The organism is Polyangiaceae bacterium (genome assembly GCA_020633235.1).
Classification (GTDB): domain Bacteria; phylum Myxococcota_A; class Polyangia; order Polyangiales; family Polyangiaceae; genus JACKEA01.
In genome coordinates this window covers 1,466,562-1,483,435 of sequence record JACKEA010000001.1, presented here as the reverse complement: position 1 = coordinate 1,483,435, position 16,874 = coordinate 1,466,562, and the positions used below count along the sequence as shown (strand labels likewise).

Genomic DNA, 16,874 nt, shown 5'->3' with positions numbered 1-16,874 from the left:
GGATTGCCGAGGCCCTAGCCGGGGCCTTCGAGGCTGGCCATGACACGTCGATTCGCCGTTCCAGACGCATTTCCCGAGGACGCGGGCAGCGACCTCCCCACGGCGCGAGCGGTCCCCCACCCCGTACCCAGCTCCTCCGGGACCCGGCGTGCGGTGACCTGCGCTCCGCTGGCCCTGAAGGAGCTCGCGGGGGCGCCGCTGTTTGCGGACGTCCCGCTGGACGCCGCCTTCGACCTGCTCTCGGGCTGTCCGGTGCGCAGCCTGGAGCCCGGGGAGACGCTGATCGAGGCGGGCACTTTGGGGCACGAGGTGTTCATCGTCCTGAGCGGCAAGTGCGCCGTGCGGGTGGGCGCGCTGGAGTCCGACGAGGTGTCGAGCGTCGGCCCCGGCGAGACCGTGGGCGAGCTGGCCCTGGTGGACAACGGCGCCCGCTCCGCTCACGTGGTGGCAGCAGAGCCGACCCGGGTGGTGGTGCTGACCCCGATGGTGTTCTGGTCGCTGATCTACTCCAGCCACGAGATAGCGGTGAATCTGCTGTCGATCCTGTCCACGCGGCTGCGCGGCAACAACGAGACCATCTCCGAAGGGCGGCGCCTGGCGCAGCTCTATCGCCGCCACGCCAGCGTGGACGCGCTCACGGGCCTTCACAATCGTCGCTGGCTCGAAGAGATGCTCCCGCGCCAGGCTCGCCGAAGCGCGATGCAGAACGAGCCGCTGAGCGTGCTGATGATCGACATCGATCACTTCAAGCGCTTCAACGACAACTACGGCCACGCCGCGGGAGACTTCGTGCTGTTCGCCGTGGCGCAGGTCCTGAAGGAGCGACTGCGCCCGACGGATCTGCTGGCGCGCTACGGCGGTGAGGAGCTCACGGCCCTCTTGCCCCGTACGGATCTGGCGGGCGCCCACGTGGCGGCAGAGCGGCTGAGGCGCGCGGTGGCGTTCACGCCCCTGATCATGCACGACGGCGTGGAGCTGCCGGAAGTGACGATATCCATCGGCTGCGCGGAGCTGCACCGCGGGGACGCGCCGGCAGACTTCATCTCGCGGGCGGACACCGCGCTCTACCGGGCCAAGCGTCAAGGTCGCAATCGCGTCGAGAGCTGACCCTCACCAATCCTGACAAGCGAAGCTGAGACACGGGAACGGCTTGGCCTGGTAGGCGTCTTCCTGGAGTTTCTTCCAGCGCTCCTCGTGACCGGACCAGGCAGCGTCGATCTGCGTGTTCACCTTGCCCAGGCGCCCGTTGAAGTACTCCTCGTGGGCCTTCTGGGCCTCGGCGAACTGGCGCGCTTCGTCGCTGGTGCCGGGACAGAAATACATGAAGCTGCGGGTCTTGCGGATCTCCAGGAGCTGGTCCGCGACGTCCCGCCAGCGCGCTTCGCAGGCGGCGTCTTGAACGTTGCAGCTGGGCAGCGCTTCTTCGATCTTGTCGACGGTGTCGTACAGCGCGCGCATGGACTCGAACAGGTGCGTGTAGCGCTTCTGCGCGGTTTCGCTCACGCCCGCCGGCACGTCCATGGACGGCGGCTCGCCGGGTTTGGTGCTGGGTGAGCGCGGCGGGGGCGCGGCGTCGGCCTGGGCCGTGGTCCCTGCATCTTCCGGTGCGGGAGGTACGGCCACCACCTCCGGCTCGCGCGGCTCGGGGCGCGCCGGCGAGCAACCCAGGGTGGCCAGCGCTGCGCTGACGAAAGCCGCCCGCCGCGCGAGCACGGCACGTCGATCCGCTTCGTTCACGAGGACGAATCTATACTAACCTCGGGAGCGTGAGGGAAAACCACTTCGACCTGCTCGTGGTCGGTGCGGGGCCCGCTGGCGAGAAGGGCGCCGCGCAGGCCGCGTACTTCGGCAAGAAGGTCGCCATCGTCGAGAAGAAACCGGCGCCTGGCGGCGCTGCGGTCCACACCGGAACGCTGCCCAGCAAGACCCTTCGGGAGGCCGCGCTGTACCTGTCCGGCCATCGCAATCGCGATCTGTACGGCATCGCCGTGGCGCTGGAAGAGGACGCGACGCTGCCACGCCTGATGGCGCGCAAGGAGGCGATCATCGAGGCGGAGTCCGCCACCATCGTCGACAACCTCCGGCGTCATCGCATCGAGCGGGTGAGCGGCCACGCGCGCTTCGTCGATCCGCACACCATCGAGGTGGAGGGCGGCCCGACGCTGACCGCGGACAACGTGCTCATCGCGACGGGTTCTCGCCCCCGGCGTCCACCGGACATCGATTTCGACGATGACCAGATCCACGACAGCGACGAAGTGCTCGACATCGAAAAGCTGCCGCGTTCCTTGTGCGTCTTGGGTGCTGGAGTGATCGGCTGCGAGTACGCGTGCATGTTCGCCGCGCTGGGCACCACGGTGACGATGGTCGACACGCGCACGGAGATCTTGCCGTTCCTGGATCAGGAGCTCATCGACAGGCTGCGGGCGGCGATGGCCAAGCTGGGCGTGGACCTCAAGCGCGGGCGGCGTTGGAGCAACGTGCGCCGCGACGGCGACGTGGTCACGGTCCGCCTGGACGACGGCAGCGAGATCGAGACCGAGCAGCTGCTGTTTGCGGCCGGACGGACGGGCGCCACGGAAGGGCTGGGCCTGGAGAACATCGGCCTCGAGCCCAACAGCCGCGGCTACCTCACGGTGGACGAGCACTACCGCACCCGCCTGCCGCACGTACTGGCCGCCGGAGACGTGATCGGCTTCCCGGCGCTGGCCTCCGTGAGCATGGAGCAGGGCCGCGTGGCCGTCTGCCACGCCTTCGGCTTCCAGTACAAGAAGACCGTGGCGGAGCTCTTGCCCTACGGCATCTACACCATTCCGGAAGTGAGCGCGGTGGGCGAGACGGAGCAGACGTGCGAGGCCAAGAGCATCCCCTACGTGGTGGGCCGGGCGCTCTATCGCAACAACGCGCGCGGCAAGATCACCGGCGACCTGGACGGCATGACCAAGCTGATCGTCCACACCGAGAGCCGCAAGCTCATTGGCGTACATGTCATCGGAGAGCGCGCGACGGAGCTGGTGCACATCGGTCAGGCCGTGATTCAGCTCGGCGCCACCGTAGATACGTTCATCGACATGGTGTTCAACTACCCATCGCTGGCGGAGAGCTACAAGTACGCCGCCTACGAGTGCCTGGCGGGTCTGGCCAGGGCCGAAGTCCATCTGGAGGCGTGATGAAAACCGTTGCGGACTTGATGACTCGACAGGTGCTCACGGTGGACCCGGAAGCTTCGGCCAAGGAAGCCGCCCACGAGCTCGTGCTCGCGGGGTATCACGGCGCACCGGTGCGAGACTCCGCGGGGCACGTGCTCGGAGTGCTCTCGACGACGGACGTCGCGGACCAAGTCGAGCCCAAGAAGGTCGGGGACGTGATGGCGCCCGTGCTGTTCGCGGTGATGGCGGCGGACCCGGCCATGGACGCCGTGAAGCGGATGGTGGAGACGGGGACCCACCGGCTGGTAGTGGTGGACGAGAGCGGCGAGCTCGTGGGCTTGGTCACGCCCATGGACGTGCTGAAGGCCCTGCTCGGGGGCTGGCGGCCCGAATAGCGCCCCTGCGACAGCCTGTGTCGCAGGAAATCATCGTGCGAGGTCTGCACAAGTTGACTGACAAGTTGTGCAAGTCCTGCACAACTCGAGGGAACCGGATTTCAGTAATTTCCGTGTTTTTCGCAATTTCTGCCTTCGGCCCGATGTTTGCTTAAAGGCGCGCAGGGACAGTCTCGCTCCACGCAGATGTGCCTGCTCCGCGGCCCCCACCGCGACAGCCGGCAGGCACGACGCCTAATATCCCCGCGTGGCCGGGCCGCGCCGAGAAGACCAGCCCACGGAGAAGCTCCGCTTCGACCGTGGCAAGCAACCTCGCGCCTTGCTCTATTGGGATGGCGGTTACGCCGAGGCGGATCTGGCGCCCGACCTCGAGCTGCTGGTGGGCCGCGCGGCGGACGCGGATCTCCGGTTGGACGACCCGTCCGTGTCACGGCGGCACGCGATCTTGCACACCGGGCCCCCGCTCAGCATCGAAGATCTCGACAGCCAGAACGGCACCCGAGTGGACGGCACGCTGGCCGAGCGCGGCAGGCCGTTGGTGATCCGGGCGGGATCCCTGGTGGAGGTGGGAGACGCGGTGATCGTGATCCGCGCGGCGGACAGCGAGGACGCCATCCCCTACGGCACCAGCGGCAACATGGACCAAGTGCGCCAAACGATCGATCGTGTGGCGCGCGGCAACATTCCGGTCACCCTGGTGGGCGAGACGGGCGTGGGCAAGGAGCTCCTCGCCGAGCGGCTGCACGACCAGTCGCCGCGGGCGGGGAAGACCTTCGTTCGCATCAACTGCGCCGCGCTCCCGGAGCAGCTCTTGGAGAGCGAGCTCTTCGGCTACGAACGCGGCGCCTTCACCGGAGCGAACGCCCCGAAAGCGGGCCTGTTGGAGAGTGCCGACGGCGGCACGGTGTTCCTGGACGAGGTGGGCGAGCTGCCGAAGCCCGTGCAGGCGAAGCTCTTGCGCGCGCTGGAGTGCAAGGAAGTGTTTCGCATCGGCGCCCTCAAGCCGCGCTCCTTCGACGTGCGCTTCGTGGCGGCGACCAACCGGGATCTGGAAGCGATGGTGGCGGCCGACGAGTTCCGCGCCGATCTCTTCCATCGTCTGTGCGGCGTGGTGGTGCACGTCCCCGCGCTGCGAGAGCGGCCCGATGACTTGAAGCGCCTGTTCGTGGAATTCCTGGAAGAATCGTCGCGGGAGGTGGGGCGCGGCGCGCCGTCCGTACACCCCGAGGTTGTCGTCGCCCTGCAGCAACACGACTGGCCCGGCAACATCCGCGAGCTCCGGCACGCCGTCCAGGCGGCGGTGCTGGTGTGCCCCGCGGACACGCTGGAACGCGCGCACCTTCCCGCCTCCGTGCTCTCCAGCGCGAGCCGCCGCGCGGCCCAGAGGGCCGGGCTCAAGAACGAGCTGGTGGACGTCGAGCGCCAGCGCATTTTGGATGCCCTCGACCGCTGCGCCGGCAACCAGACGCGCGCGGCGAAGCTCTTGGGCCTGCCGCGCCGCACGCTGATCGCGCGCATCGACGCCTACGGCATCCCGCGGCCGCGCAAGGGCAAGCGCAAGCGTTAGTTGGTGAGCCCCAGCGGAACCTCGACCACGTTGCCGGGTGCCGGCAACGAGAAGTCCACCGTGACCTCGCGCAGCGGCTTGCCGAACATGGCGTCGTCCTCGCTGGCGTACACGGGCACCGTCACGCGGTACTTCCCCGCCGGCGCGGCAATACTGTCATGGCACTGGCAGCCCTCGGCGTTCTGGTCGAAGGTGTACTTCATGCCCTGCCACACCTGTTGGTAGGGCTTTGCCGGCGTCACCTGCTCCCCGAACATCGGGCACGCGCCGCACGCGATGCAGCCCCCCGGATCGTTGTTGGCGCAGTCGACCGTGCAGCCGGCGTTCATCGCGATGTCGTCCGCGTAGGCCTTGGCACACGAGCTGACGCTCATTTCCAGGGTGCAGTACGCCCGGAGGAAGAGCTGCTCCGAAGTGTCGTTGGTGAACAGGAACGTCGTCTCGTAGGGTCCGGGACCTGGCGACGGCGCCGAGCAGGCGTCCGGGAGGCCGCCGCTGCCACCATCCCCCGCCACGCCGCCGCTGCCCCCCGTGGCGCCGCCGCTACCACCGGTGCTGCCGCCGCTACCTCCAAGGGCTCCGGTGCCCCCAGTCGCGCCGTTGCCCGCTGAGCCGCCGCCGCTGGCGGAGTCGTTCTGGGTGCTGCCGCCACAGGCGACGAGGAGGAAAAGGGCGGCGAGGGCGGAGGTGGAACGCAACATGAGGGCTGACGTTTGCAAGGGGTGCGCCAGCCTCGAGCGGCCACTTTTCCCGGAATTTCCAGCTTCCACGGCGGCACACTCGGCACACCCGGCTCACCGGCGATCGCAGCGGGGTATCATCCAGCTCCCATGTGCGAGCTGTTCGCGATGTCCAGCCGCCTGCCCACCCGGCTCACCTTCAGCTGGCAGGAGTTCGCTCGCCACGGGACCGTGAACGACAAGAACCCCGACGGCTGGGGCGTGGCCTTCTACGAGGGGCGGGACGCTCGCATCCTGCGCGAGCCCTCCCCCAGCGCCTCGAGCGCGTGCGCGGATCTGCTGTCGCGCTGGGCGCCGGTGAGTGCCAGCGTGATCGCCCACGTGCGCCACGCCTCTCAGGGCGAAAAGTGCCTCGCCAACACGCAGCCGTTCACGCGCGAGCTCGGCGGCGCGACGCACGTGTTCGCCCACAACGGGATCCTCGACGACGTCGAGCGCGCGGTTCCCCTGAGCCCCGCGGGCTGCCGCCCCGTGGGCGACACGGACTCCGAGCATGCGTTCTGTGTGCTCATCGAGCGACTACGCCCCGTGTGGCTCGACGCCCAGCGCGCAGCGCCGCCCCTCGCACAGCGCCAGGCCATCGTCGCCCAGTTCGCGCGTGACATCGCGCCCCTGGGCGCGGCGAACTTCCTGTACTCCGACGGCGACGTGACCTTCGTGCACGCGCACAAGCGTTACAACCCGATCACCCACGACCGCCGCCCGCCGGGGCTTCACGTCCTGGTCCGCAGCTGCGAAGTCGACTCCGCGCGCCTGGCGGCGGGCATCGAAATAGCCGACGGCGACCCGGCTCAGCGCATCGTGCTGGTGGCCACCGTGCCCCTGAGCGACGAGCCCTGGCAGCCCCTCGGCGAGGGCGAGCTCATCGTGCTCCGGGACGGAGACGTCATTGGCTGAGGGCCGCGGCGTCCGCACCGTTTCAGGGCTCCGGGAGGTTCCGCGGCGCCCCGACAATCCCCGAAAAACCGAGATTTGAGCCCCAGCCCCGAGCGCGCTTCCGCGAGCTTGACAAGGCCCCCCGCTAAAGCTACTTCTCCCGCCCTCCGCGGGAGTAACTCAGCGGTAGAGTGCCACCTTGCCAAGGTGGACGTCGAGGGTTCGAATCCCTTCTCCCGCTCAAGACAAGCAAAGCAGAATCAACCGGTTAGCGTGGTCGCGCTAGCCGGTTTTTTCGTGGTGAGTACCACTCGGCGGCGGCTGAGTACCACCGTGAGTACCACTCGCTGTCAAATGAGTACCACTTTGGTCGGTGGAACCCGGGTTTGACTGAGTACCACTTGCCTCGCTAGCCGAATCGCCATGCCACGACATGAGGTCGATGACGCGGGCGATCCCCTCGCGCTGCTCCTCCGGGCGCACTGTGGAGTAGTGGTGCTGCATGCGCTCGGTGAGGTGCCCGGAGATGCTGCGCGTGACGATGGCCTCCACCCGAGCGGCTCGGGCCAGATCGTTGAACGTGCGGCGCATCCCGCTCTGGGTGAAGCAGTAACCGAGGCCGATGGCATCGGACACCGCGGCGAAGGGCTTGTTGAGCACCGTGGCTGCCCGGAAGCCACCCGTTACGGACGGAAAGAGCAGGACGGACTCCTGCTGCTCCGGCGTGACGAGCTGGGTTTTGACATGCCAGCGGAGAACCTCTACGGCTTCCTCGGGCAAGTCGATGGCGTAACGGGTCCGTTGCTTGGTGGTCTCCAGCGGCCGGTTTCCCAGGGTTTGCGAGCGGCGGATCAGGAGGCGGCCCCGGTCCCACAGGACGTCCGGCGTCGAGCCCGAACGCCGCACGGGCCGGAGCGTGGAGGGACGCAGCCCGGTGGCGAACCCGAGGTAGGCCATGGCGTAGTGCTGCGGGTGCATCTCCCGCAGCGCGGCCAGGAACAGCGGCACCTGCTCGCGGCTGAGCGAGTTCGGCGCCTCCTCGGGGTAGCTGACGTGCTGGGAAGTGTCGAAATCCGGCACGCCGTCCGTGAACAGCTCGGGGAGCTGGAACCGGCGCTTGGCCTCCCGCGCGATGACGCGCAAGACCGAGAGCCAGCCGTTGGTCGTGTTGGGCGAGTACTCGCCCGCCGCGATGAGCTCCACCAATCCGCCTCTCCACTGCTCCACGTGCTCGCTCCGGAGCTGATCGACGAAGCAATCGCCGAAGCCGGGCACGTGGCGCGACTCATCGGCGGTAACGGTTCCGCCAATGAGATGCTCCAGGGTGTGCTTCCACCTTTCAACGCTTTTTGGGCTTCTTAGATGCCCCTGCTGGACCTTGTGCTCCAGCACGGACACCGCGAAGTCGGCGAAGCGCGTCTTCGGTACCTCCGCTGTGATGCGGCCGGCCCGCACGCGGGCCCGCTCTTCCGAGAGCCACTTGTAGGCCTCCGCCAGATCCGCCTCCGGCAGCACCTTGCGGATCTCTTTCGTGCGACCCGTTACGGGATCCACCACTCGGGCTCGCACGAGATGTCCTCCTTTCTTTCGTTTCCAAACGCCGGGTACCCGCGTTCGGGCGACCCAGCTGTTCCAGCGACGTGTCCAGTTGTCCATGTGCGTCTCCTTCGGAGGGCGCACCCGGACGATCCGCGGCGATCGTACCAGGTGCCCTGCCCTCCAGGAATCGGTCGAGCTCCGCCAGGTCCCACATGAGCGTTCCCCTGCCCCCTCGGCGGCCGGCGGGCGAAATCCGGCCCTCGTGCTTCGCCTTGCGAAGCGCAGAAGTGCTCTTGAAACCGCAATAAGCTGCGGCTTCACGCGTCGTCAGCAAACGCGACGGTGGTGGGCTTGGTGGTGGCTCTGGGTCCGCGTCCGCGGCGGCAGCGGAAGGCGCGGCGCGGGCTCGAGGCGAGCTACGCGCGCGGTGCTCGCGCGCGCGACCGCGGAGCTGCGTAACGGGTCGGGTCGGGGGCGGAGCGAGCTTGCGGGCGAGGTGAAGGGCGCGCTGGCGGACGACGGTGCGCAGGGCGCGGAGTGTTTTTCGACCGATTTCCGACTGAGCTTCCGGAGGCAAGCCCGCGGGCGACGGGATGTCCGCGAGGGGATCCACCTCGGGCGGTCGAAGGGCGAGATCGCGGAGGATGAACCACGTCTCGTCCGTGGTGCCGCTCCAGGAGGCGATCAGGGCATCGAGCATCTCCGCCGCACCTCCGACCGCCAGGGGGCGTGCCCCCTCGATCACGCGGAGGGCGGCCTGCCGGTCCAGCGTCAGGACCAGATGCTTCATGGCTGATTCTGGTTCGGCGCGGAACCGCGCGAGCCAGGCGACGGTGTCGGGGGGTGACGGCAACGACTAGAACGTGAGCTCCGGCCGTGAGGCGGTCAAGTACGGCATGTTGCGTGCGGCGAGTTTGGAAGCCGACGTGGAGCCGTTCTGCGGCCCTTTTGGGGCCCTACAGGGACCGAAATTGCGCCGCTTTGCGGCCTGAGAATGCCGGACATTCAGCTGGATTGGTGCTTTCGCGACGTCGGGCACCGGGTAGCGGGCACCTTTGGGCGCGACCAGTCGCGCGCGGTGGGTTCAGATCGCGGGCCTGCAACTCGACTTTCCTGCCCAACAGAATCAAGAGGTTGCCGAGGTCTGGGTTCCCTTTGAGATGAAAGTGAGCGTCGGATGGCGCTAGCCGCCCACCGATGCGCCGGGGTGCTGAGCCTTGCACCGGGGTCCGCCGCGGTCCACAGCCGTCACCGATCTGGCCTGTTCCGGTTGCCGCCTGAACTCGTCTCCAGCGCTTCCTTTCGGCGTCGTTTCTCGCGGTCAGCACAGAACGGCGCGCCTCGCACCATCGGGCCCTTCGGGTGGCGAGCTTCTGCTTTCACGGTTTCCCGGAGGGAGCCCTCCGAGAAAGGCAGCCCGCCATGCCGAGGAGCGCCGGCAGCCCGCGCGGGACGAACGAGCCGACGGCTCACGCAAGCAGACAAGGTCATGAGCAGCAGCACGAGGACGAACATGAAGCAGATCGTGGCGGTGGTGGAGCGTGGCGAGGGCACCGACACCAAGAAGTTCTGGACGCGCATCGGCGTCGCCTTCGAGAACCGCGACGGCAGCTGGAACCTCCGCTTCGACTACTTCCCAACGAACCCCGCGACGACGGTCCAACTCCGCAACATCGACGAGCGTGTCGATGCGGAGCGGCGCGATCGTCCCCGCGCAGAGTGACTTCCGAACGGATGTGGGCGACATGAACGTCGCCCACGTCAACCCGCGCCTACCTGGAGTGCTCGGCAATGCCTACCGTTCGACGCATCATCGCGTCTGGGCGGGGGCGGGCTCGATCGTAAAGCTGATCGTGCGCAGCTCGCCAGGTAGTCCGAGCGGGTTCGCGACTGCATTGAGCACGCTGCGATGACACCGAAGCCACGTCGGCCAGTCCACCGTGTTGCCCAGCGCATCGTCGCGAGTCACGCGCTGGTCTCGCGTCTCCGGACGCAGCGTTGCGGTGGCAGCCGCAAGAGCGTCGTCCAAGACTCGCCGGCCCTCTGCGTCCTGAACTCGCGACCAGAATAGTCGGTGCAGTCGGCGTTCGAGTCCTCTGCCAATTGACGTGTCGCCCGGAGCAATGATGGGCTCCGCATCGTCGAAGCGGGCGAGGTTCAACAGTCCGCTACGAACCACGTCATCGCACCGCCGCTCGACGAGGTCGACTGCGCGGCGAAAGCCTTCTCGCCGAGCCGCGGAGACCTCTCCGAGGACCCTCTGCAAGGTCGCTTCTCCGACGTTCGCTGGATGGCAGGACCGCCGCTCCGATCGACCACAGAGTTCCCACAGACACTCGGGCGAAGCGACCGTCGGCCAGACCGCCGCCTCGCGCAGGACTCCACATCCAGCCACGACGGTGAACGGGGGGCCGTTCCAAAGCCTCGTCAGGCGAAACGCCCAGGGATCGACCCCGGCCAGCAGCCACACGACGTCGACGCAGCCTGTTCGAGGGTTGCCGGAAGCGGCAACGAGATGCTCAAACGGCGTTGGGGGCGCGCCGACCCACTGCCGGAGCTCGGCTAGCGCTTCGAGTTCTTCGTACTGCACGCCCCAGCTTACGCGATCGAGAAAGGCGACCGGGTCGCCGTCCGCGAGGACAATGTTGGTGATCGACTCCCTGGTCGAGCTTAGCCAGCCGCTGCGCGTGAAGCGCGCGGGATCATCCCGCAAGACGTGGTCGAGCGTGAGGAGCGCGCACTTCAAGGCCGCGATCTCCATGGCGGGCAGCATTGCGGGTACGCGACGCCTGCCCTCAGCAAGTACGTTCGCGATCTCGTGGGTCTCGTGAAAAGTGCCCCACCCAGCGTTCGCCGCGAACGCGTTTACCATCGCCGGATCCTCATGGACAATCGCCTCCGGGCGTCCATGCGCATTACGCCGCTCCACCCTCATGCCTCGCAGACCGAGCTCGCCGCCGGGATGGAGCGGCTGTCGTTCCCCGCCGACATCGAGCTCGAGCGCCCGCTGGGCGTGCTCCCGTGCGAGCAGCGGCGCGAGGTAGTTGAAAATTGCTCCGTACGGCTGCCACAGGACATCGTCGAAGCGGTTCGACGTTGCGCTGTTGAACCGGTTCGAGGAGACCTCTTGGGACCGCACGCGCCCCCCGAGGCTTCGCGGGATAGTGTGCTCGACGCGCGTGTCGCGCCCCAAAGCGTCGCCGGTGAACAGGCAGGTTGGCATCGTTGCGCAGGATACACCGGCCTGTCGCCTCGGGTGGACTCTAGCGTTCGCGCTCGATGGCACCGCGGCCCGGAACCGCGACGGAAGTGACCGTCTCCCACGTCCCGCCCTGCCTGCGCCGGATGTGCCGCACCGAGGCCCCCTTCCAGCCAGCCACGAAGAACTCCGGCTCGTGCGTACTCTCGTAGTCGTCAACTGCGGCGTCAAGCCGACGCTGTAGCTCCTCGAAGACCGGCCCCGCCTGCGAAAATGGCACGCCCTTCCCAAAGAGCGCCACGTTCTCCGCGCTTGCATTCGCCATGAGAGTCACGTCGTCGGCGAGGACGCCAGCGATGAGCGCGGCGACATCCTTCCCTTCGGGCGTAGCCGTGAAGCCGTATGCTTCGACCACTGCGGCGGGCAAGATAGACGTCACGAACGAGCGCGGCGACAGCGCGTAGCAGAGGCCGAACACGACCGTTACGTTGCTGGACCGGCAAAGCCCACGCTCAAGGAACGGGCGAAGCTCGTTGAAGTCGAGTCTCGCGCGGCCTTCCCGGTCGCGCGCGATCGCATCGTCGAGGCCATGCGCAGAAAGGTAGAGCACCTGGAGCTCGGGCAACTTTGCTAGCTCGCGCTCGAGCTCGGCTGCGAACTGTCGGGGGTCGTCGCTGGTGCACGTGTGCTCGGCAATGAACGGCAGCACGCCGCGCGCGCGCCCTTTTCCGCCGAGGGCGTGCTCGCCTCTCAGAATGGTTATGGCCTCCGCGATCTCGTCGCGCTCATCGTCGGGTCGCCACTGGAAGAACAAGACCGCAGGTTCGATCTCCATCAGCCGACGAAGAATAGCGCGGCCGCGCCGAAGTAGCATCCGAACGCTCCACTGAAGAACGACCCAGCACATGACACCCCGGTACCTCGGGCCGACTGTAGCCCGAAGGACGTCCCGAGGAGCCGGCACCGCGGGCGGCCATGGTGTCCCACCTACCTTAGTGCACGCCCCATCGCGACCGCGAATCTGTCGACGGCGAGCAGCTCTTTCAGCACGGCACTCCGATCGCCAAGCCGCCGCGACACCTCGGCGAGTGCCTCGTCCCAGCCCTCTGCGTGTCCATCGTCGCCATCGTGCGGGTTCCACATTCCGAGGATCTGGTCTTGGACCTGATGGGTGACTTCGTGCCAAAGATCGGTGCGCCACTTGGCCCAGTAGTCCCAGCCCTCAGGCGACTTGGCAATCCAAGTTGGCGGGCCGTGGTCCGGCGTTGGTGACGCGCCATGAACCTCGAGATCGCCCGTTGTGAACGGAATGTAGATGCACCGACGTGCCCCGCCGTACCGCGGATCCTCTGGCTCTTCGTCGCTGGTAGGCGTGACGAAAAGGGAAACCGGACCGAGCCCGAGTTTCTTGCACAGCCAGCCGTACTCGGCTCGATGCAGCACCTCGTATTCTGCCGGCGACATGATCACCCCACTGCTTCGTTGCGCGAGCCTTGCGACGCGTTCGACATCGTCATGGCAGACCCCCGTCAATCATCGGTGAGGCTCAGCGAGCGCGAGCGAGTCGAGGGGTTGACGCACTTACGCGAGATCGGCGTCCTCATCGCTTTTCAAGCTCACGACGGTTGACCTCGACTTCGTCCTCGGCCCGCCGCGGCGGCTTGACCTGCACGTGAGCAACAGACGCTCTGCGCGGAGATCGAGCTCCATACTCGGCCGGCAGGTGTACCGGCTTGTCGCTCGCCACACCACGACGTCCTCGGGCGGGGGCCGTTCCCACGTGACCGGAGCGGCTCGGCTCCGCCGCCGCACGCAGCCCAGAGGACGAGAGAACTCCCCGCAATATCGAAGAGATAAGGCGCGTGGCGGCTGCCACGGTTTCCATGTCTTGACGTCAATTGGTGTCATTTGCTATCGTTTCATGCGATGACGAAGTGGTTGAGCACTGATGAAGCGGCTACCTACCTAGGGATCGGCAAGACCAAGCTGTACACGCTGACCCGGGCGGGGCGTATTCCGGCTACCCGTCTCGGCAAGAAGTGGACGTACGAGCAGGAAGTGCTCGCCGAGTGGCTGCGCCGCGGCCACACCATCGACGACTTCTTCCTCGATACGCCAGCCGAGATCGAGGGCAACGCCAGCCTGCGGGACCCGCAGCGCGACGCGCACAGGCGCGCGCTGGAGTTCTTCGACAACGGCGGTCAGAAGGCGATCATTCAAATGCCCGTGGGCTGCGGCAAGTCGGGCCTCGTCGCGATCCTCCCGTTCGGGATGGCGAAGGGGCGCGTTCTGGTCATCGCTCCCAACCTCACGATCAAGGACGAGCTATACAAGTCGCTCGACATCACCAACAAGCAGAAGTGCTTCTGGCGGCGCATGCAAGTACTTGCTGACAGGGACATGGTGAACGGACCGTACGTTGCGACGCTCGACACTGGCAACCTGTCGGTCTGCGAGAAGTCGCACATCATTCTGACGAACATCCAGCAGCTCGGAGTGAATGCCGACAAATGGCTCAATCGCTTTCCTGACGACTTCTTTGACCTCATCGTCGTCGATGAGGCCCATCACGGCGCGGCCGCAAGTTGGAAGCGTGTGTTCCAAAAGTTTCCAGCAGCGAAGGTCGTCAACCTGACTGCCACTCCCTTCCGGAGCGATCGACAGGAACTCGAAGGGGACCTCATCTTCCGGTACCCGTTCAAGAGCGCAAGTATCAAGGGATACATCAAGCGGCTCAAGGCGAGCTACGTCGCGCCGAGTGAGCTGACCTTCACAGTCGAGGGCAACGAGCGCACGTACACGCTCGAGCAGGTCCTCGCGATGAAAGAGGAGGAGTGGTTCAGTCGTGGCGTTGCCCTCTCCGATCCGTGCAACGTCAGCATCGTCGACAACAGCTTGGAGAAGCTCGAGCATCTTCGACAGTCCGGCACCAAACATCAACTAATCGGCGTTGCTTGCTCGATCAATCACGCCCAGCGTATCCGCTCGCTCTACAAAGAGCGCGGGTACGACGCCGCCATCATCCACAGCAAGCAGAAGCCGGAAGAGCAGGAGACGGTTCTCCGAGAACTACGCAGCGGCGTTCTCGACTGCATCATTCAGGTGCAGATGCTCGGCGAGGGGTTCGATCATCCGAAGCTGAGTGTTGCGGCAATCTTCCGACCGTTTCGCAGCCTCGCCCCGTACATCCAGTTCGTCGGCCGGATTTTGCGCGTAGTCGTGCAGAACGACCCGAACCATCCCGACAACTATGGGCAGATCGTCACGCACGTTGGTATGAACCTCGACGAGCTGTTGAAGAAGTTCAAGCAGTTCGAGAACGACGACCAGAAGTTCTGGGAAGAGGTTACTGGGGGACAGGAACCGGAGCCGCCGCACGCGGTGACGGACGGCGACGCTCGGATGAAGCTCCATGAGGATATGGTAGTGAACCACGAGATCGTGGACTCGCTGTTCGAAGAGGATTTCACTACCGCGGAAGACACCGACATCGTCGAGGACCTTGAGAAGAAGCTCGAGAGTCTTGGGCTCGATCCCGCTCTCGCGCGCCAGGTGCTTGAGCGGAGTAGACGCGGCACGGGTCCTTCGGTGAGCGCGGCCGCCTCGCCCTTCCCGATCATACCCGCGAAGCAGTGGCAAGAAGCTCGGAAGCGCCTCGATGAGGAGGCGAAGCGGACCGCGAAACTGGTGCTCAACCGCACCGGTCTCACGCCGCATGGGGTTGAGCTTCCCTACAAGCTGAAGCCGGGCCTCGGCGCCAGGAACAACTTTGTGGGCGCGTTTCAGATGGTCAACGAAGCGATCACGAAGCGGATGGGGAAGAAGAAGCGCCGCGAATGGACCACTGAGGAATTTGCTGCCGCAATCAACTCGCTCCAGGACATCCTCAACGGCCTCGTGCGCGAGGTGAAGAAGCTCCAAAATGTCAAAGGCTAAGACGCCAAGAGGCAAGACGCCTTCGCTCATCGGTGGCTCGCTCGGCAGGCCCAAGGTCGCTACAGCCAAGAAGCGGTGCGACTGCAGCAGGTGCGAGGCGAGCATCAGTCGCGGCGAGAAGTGCTATGACGTCCCGCAGCCTTCAAAGCCCTTCAGCAGCTCACGACGGTTCTGCGAGACCTGTTTCGCCTCGGTGCTCGCGCAGACCAGGGCGGACCTACTCGAACTCGAGGCGTTGTAAAACGACCCGGGCGCGGCCAAACCCTGAACTCGCGCCACGCTGTGTCGATGCGCGCTGATCAGCGCGCACCGCGATCTCGGTCCTCCCCACGCGCATTGGTGACTCTACCCGCGATGCGGATCAGATCGCTAGCGACGGGGCACCATTCACGCCAAGCATGGACGCAAATGGCCGGAGAATTTGCGCTTCGAACAGCCCCTTCATGTCACCCCGGAGTTTGCTTGGATTCAGGTAGTGCGGAAGGTCATCCGACCGAGGTTCGAATCCCATTGCCAGAAGCACAGCATTCCTCGCTTGTTCGTCCGCCCGTACACCCCGAGTGGGCGGAACACCGACCGGACTGCGAACGTACGCCTCCAGTGCGCGTATGCTGGCTGCCTGCTGAGCCCAGTACGCCTTGAACGCCGCCAGGGCGGGTTCGAGAATCGGGGTTCCAAAATCGTTCACGATGGGCGGGTTACGCGCTTCGAGCAGAGCGCCCTGGGCGGCGTACGGCTGATACGCTGGGTCGAATCTCCACGCTGGAGGCCAAACCTTGCCCCGCCCGTTGAAACAGAAGACGGCTACGTTTCCGAAGCAGAAGATCTGTTGCGTGAAAGAGGCAAGCGCTTCTTCCGCTCCGCCGTAGTCCGTGAACGCTGCGAAGAGCGGATCGAACTTCGAAGGGTCGGCCACACCGTCGACTCGCAGCCCACTCCACGACACTTGGACGTCCAGACTGTCGATCGCCGCCGAGATCACGTCAGCCTGGGTGGCCATCGCTTCGTAAAACTTCAGGTCCGTTGGTAGCGGCATGAGCGCAGCCTACTGAGAGGAGGTCCTGATGCCAAGCCGCGTTGACGCGCCTCGTGCGCCCGCGTGCTGTTCGATCAGTTCAGCGCGGCGATCCGCTGGACGCCGACGATGTGCCAAACCAGCTGCGCAGCCGTAATGGCTCGTTCGTCCCTACGCTCCTGGTAGTAACGGAACGCTTCTATGAGCGTCGCAAGGGAAACGACCCGTTCACCCTCTGGCAGGCGACCGCTCGCGGCAGCCTCGAGATCGAAGGGCGGTTCCTTCGCGGAGAAGGCTTGGGCGGCGAATTGCAGAACTTGCATCCTCAGCTCGATCTGCTGTTCATCCGGCAGAGCCTCTGAAAAATCGTAAGCCCACCGCAGGAGTGAGCCGAGCGCTTGTTCAGGGTATTGCAACATCTCACGACTCAAGCGGAAGTCGTCGCCGTGGGCGCACCA

General features: G+C 66.1%; 15 protein-coding genes and 1 tRNA gene. 8 read left to right on the top strand and 8 right to left on the bottom strand.

The genetic code is table 11. The annotated features are described in order from the left end of the window. The first annotated feature begins 39 nt into the window (after positions 1 to 39). A complete protein-coding gene (locus tag H6717_06615) occupies positions 40 to 1,107 on the top strand; it encodes a GGDEF domain-containing protein (GenBank protein ID MCB9576684.1) in 1,068 nt (355 codons plus the stop codon). Between the two features lie 3 nt (positions 1,108 to 1,110). On the opposite strand, the gene H6717_06610 is transcribed toward H6717_06615, so the two are convergent. Next, positions 1,111 to 1,737, bottom strand: coding sequence for a hypothetical protein (locus H6717_06610; GenBank protein MCB9576683.1), 627 nt, complete (start codon positions 1,735 to 1,737; stop codon positions 1,111 to 1,113). A 29-nt stretch (positions 1,738 to 1,766) separates the two neighbouring features. On the opposite strand from H6717_06610, the gene sthA reads away from it, so the two are divergent. From sthA to H6717_06595, 3 genes are all read left to right on the top strand, one after another. Beyond that, a complete protein-coding gene (gene sthA, locus H6717_06605; GenBank protein ID MCB9576682.1) occupies positions 1,767 to 3,170 on the top strand; it encodes a Si-specific NAD(P)(+) transhydrogenase in 1,404 nt (467 codons plus the stop codon). Continuing rightward, complete coding sequence (locus H6717_06600; protein MCB9576681.1) at positions 3,170 to 3,544, top strand: CBS domain-containing protein; 375 nt, start codon at positions 3,170 to 3,172, stop codon at positions 3,542 to 3,544. The genes sthA and H6717_06600 overlap by 1 nt, the downstream gene beginning before the upstream one ends. 355 nt (positions 3,545 to 3,899) lie before the next feature. Continuing rightward, positions 3,900 to 5,111 carry a sigma 54-interacting transcriptional regulator gene (locus H6717_06595; protein MCB9576680.1) on the top strand — a complete coding sequence of 404 codons (1,212 nt, stop codon included), beginning with the start codon at positions 3,900 to 3,902 and terminating at the stop codon, positions 5,109 to 5,111. Here H6717_06595 and H6717_06590 read toward each other — a convergent pair. Further along, positions 5,108 to 5,812, bottom strand: coding sequence for a hypothetical protein (locus H6717_06590; protein MCB9576679.1), 705 nt, complete (start codon positions 5,810 to 5,812; stop codon positions 5,108 to 5,110). The genes H6717_06595 and H6717_06590 overlap by 4 nt on opposite strands. Before the next feature lie 129 nt (positions 5,813 to 5,941). Between H6717_06590 and H6717_06585 the strand changes: the two genes are divergently transcribed. Both H6717_06585 and H6717_06580 read left to right on the top strand, forming a co-directional pair. Further along, positions 5,942 to 6,748 (top strand): class II glutamine amidotransferase, encoded by an 807-nt coding sequence (locus tag H6717_06585; protein ID MCB9576678.1) that lies wholly within the window; start codon positions 5,942 to 5,944, stop codon positions 6,746 to 6,748. A 148-nt stretch (positions 6,749 to 6,896) separates the two neighbouring features. After that, positions 6,897 to 6,968 (top strand) — tRNA-Gly (locus H6717_06580). 1,098 nt (positions 6,969 to 8,066) lie between these two features. Here H6717_06580 and H6717_06575 read toward each other — a convergent pair. Beyond that, positions 8,067 to 9,056, bottom strand: a complete 990-nt coding sequence (locus H6717_06575; GenBank protein MCB9576677.1) for a helix-turn-helix domain-containing protein — start codon at positions 9,054 to 9,056, stop codon at positions 8,067 to 8,069. A 699-nt stretch (positions 9,057 to 9,755) separates the two neighbouring features. Here H6717_06575 and H6717_06570 point away from each other — a divergent pair. After that, complete coding sequence (locus tag H6717_06570) at positions 9,756 to 9,989, top strand: hypothetical protein (GenBank protein ID MCB9576676.1); 234 nt, start codon at positions 9,756 to 9,758, stop codon at positions 9,987 to 9,989. A gap of 87 nt (positions 9,990 to 10,076) precedes the next feature. Here the strand turns inward: H6717_06570 and H6717_06565 are convergent, their stop codons facing one another. The 3 genes from H6717_06565 to H6717_06555 all read right to left on the bottom strand — a co-directional run bounded on the left by H6717_06565 (position 10,077) and on the right by H6717_06555 (position 12,935). Then, complete coding sequence (locus H6717_06565) at positions 10,077 to 11,489, bottom strand: hypothetical protein (protein MCB9576675.1); 1,413 nt, start codon at positions 11,487 to 11,489, stop codon at positions 10,077 to 10,079. Between the two features lie 40 nt (positions 11,490 to 11,529). Next, entirely contained in the window at positions 11,530 to 12,300 is a 771-nt protein-coding gene (locus H6717_06560; GenBank protein MCB9576674.1) for a hypothetical protein, read from the bottom strand. Positions 12,301 to 12,452: 152 nt separating this feature from the next. Next, positions 12,453 to 12,935: a hypothetical protein gene (locus H6717_06555; GenBank protein MCB9576673.1), complete on the bottom strand. Its 483-nt coding sequence runs from the start codon at positions 12,933 to 12,935 to the stop codon at positions 12,453 to 12,455. A 456-nt stretch (positions 12,936 to 13,391) separates the two neighbouring features. Between H6717_06555 and H6717_06550 the strand changes: the two genes are divergently transcribed. Further along, positions 13,392 to 15,401, top strand: coding sequence for a DEAD/DEAH box helicase family protein (locus tag H6717_06550; GenBank protein ID MCB9576672.1), 2,010 nt, complete (start codon positions 13,392 to 13,394; stop codon positions 15,399 to 15,401). Between the two features lie 361 nt (positions 15,402 to 15,762). On the opposite strand, the gene H6717_06545 is transcribed toward H6717_06550, so the two are convergent. Both H6717_06545 and H6717_06540 read right to left on the bottom strand, forming a co-directional pair. After that, the gene (locus H6717_06545) at positions 15,763 to 16,437 is read right to left on the bottom strand and encodes a hypothetical protein (GenBank protein ID MCB9576671.1); all 675 of its coding nucleotides are present in this window, start codon (positions 16,435 to 16,437) and stop codon (positions 15,763 to 15,765) included. A 74-nt stretch (positions 16,438 to 16,511) separates the two neighbouring features. Further along, positions 16,512 to 16,835 carry a hypothetical protein gene (locus H6717_06540; GenBank protein MCB9576670.1) on the bottom strand — a complete coding sequence of 108 codons (324 nt, stop codon included), beginning with the start codon at positions 16,833 to 16,835 and terminating at the stop codon, positions 16,512 to 16,514. Positions 16,836 to 16,874: the final 39 nt, after the last annotated feature.

Coding starts and splice junctions, on each gene's coding strand:
- H6717_06615 (MCB9576684.1), top strand. CDS start 40: ATGACACGTCGATTCGCCGTTCCAGACGCATTTCCCGAGGACGCGGGC.
- H6717_06600 (MCB9576681.1), top strand. CDS start 3,170: ATGAAAACCGTTGCGGACTTGATGACTCGACAGGTGCTCACGGTGGAC.
- H6717_06590 (MCB9576679.1), bottom strand. CDS start 5,812: ATGTTGCGTTCCACCTCCGCCCTCGCCGCCCTTTTCCTCCTCGTCGCC.
- H6717_06585 (MCB9576678.1), top strand. CDS start 5,942: ATGTGCGAGCTGTTCGCGATGTCCAGCCGCCTGCCCACCCGGCTCACC.
- H6717_06575 (MCB9576677.1), bottom strand. CDS start 9,056: ATGAAGCATCTGGTCCTGACGCTGGACCGGCAGGCCGCCCTCCGCGTG.
- H6717_06570 (MCB9576676.1), top strand. CDS start 9,756: ATGAGCAGCAGCACGAGGACGAACATGAAGCAGATCGTGGCGGTGGTG.
- H6717_06565 (MCB9576675.1), bottom strand. CDS start 11,489: ATGCCAACCTGCCTGTTCACCGGCGACGCTTTGGGGCGCGACACGCGC.
- H6717_06560 (MCB9576674.1), bottom strand. CDS start 12,300: ATGGAGATCGAACCTGCGGTCTTGTTCTTCCAGTGGCGACCCGACGAT.
- H6717_06550 (MCB9576672.1), top strand. CDS start 13,392: ATGACGAAGTGGTTGAGCACTGATGAAGCGGCTACCTACCTAGGGATC.
- H6717_06545 (MCB9576671.1), bottom strand. CDS start 16,437: ATGCCGCTACCAACGGACCTGAAGTTTTACGAAGCGATGGCCACCCAG.
- H6717_06540 (MCB9576670.1), bottom strand. CDS start 16,835: ATGTTGCAATACCCTGAACAAGCGCTCGGCTCACTCCTGCGGTGGGCT.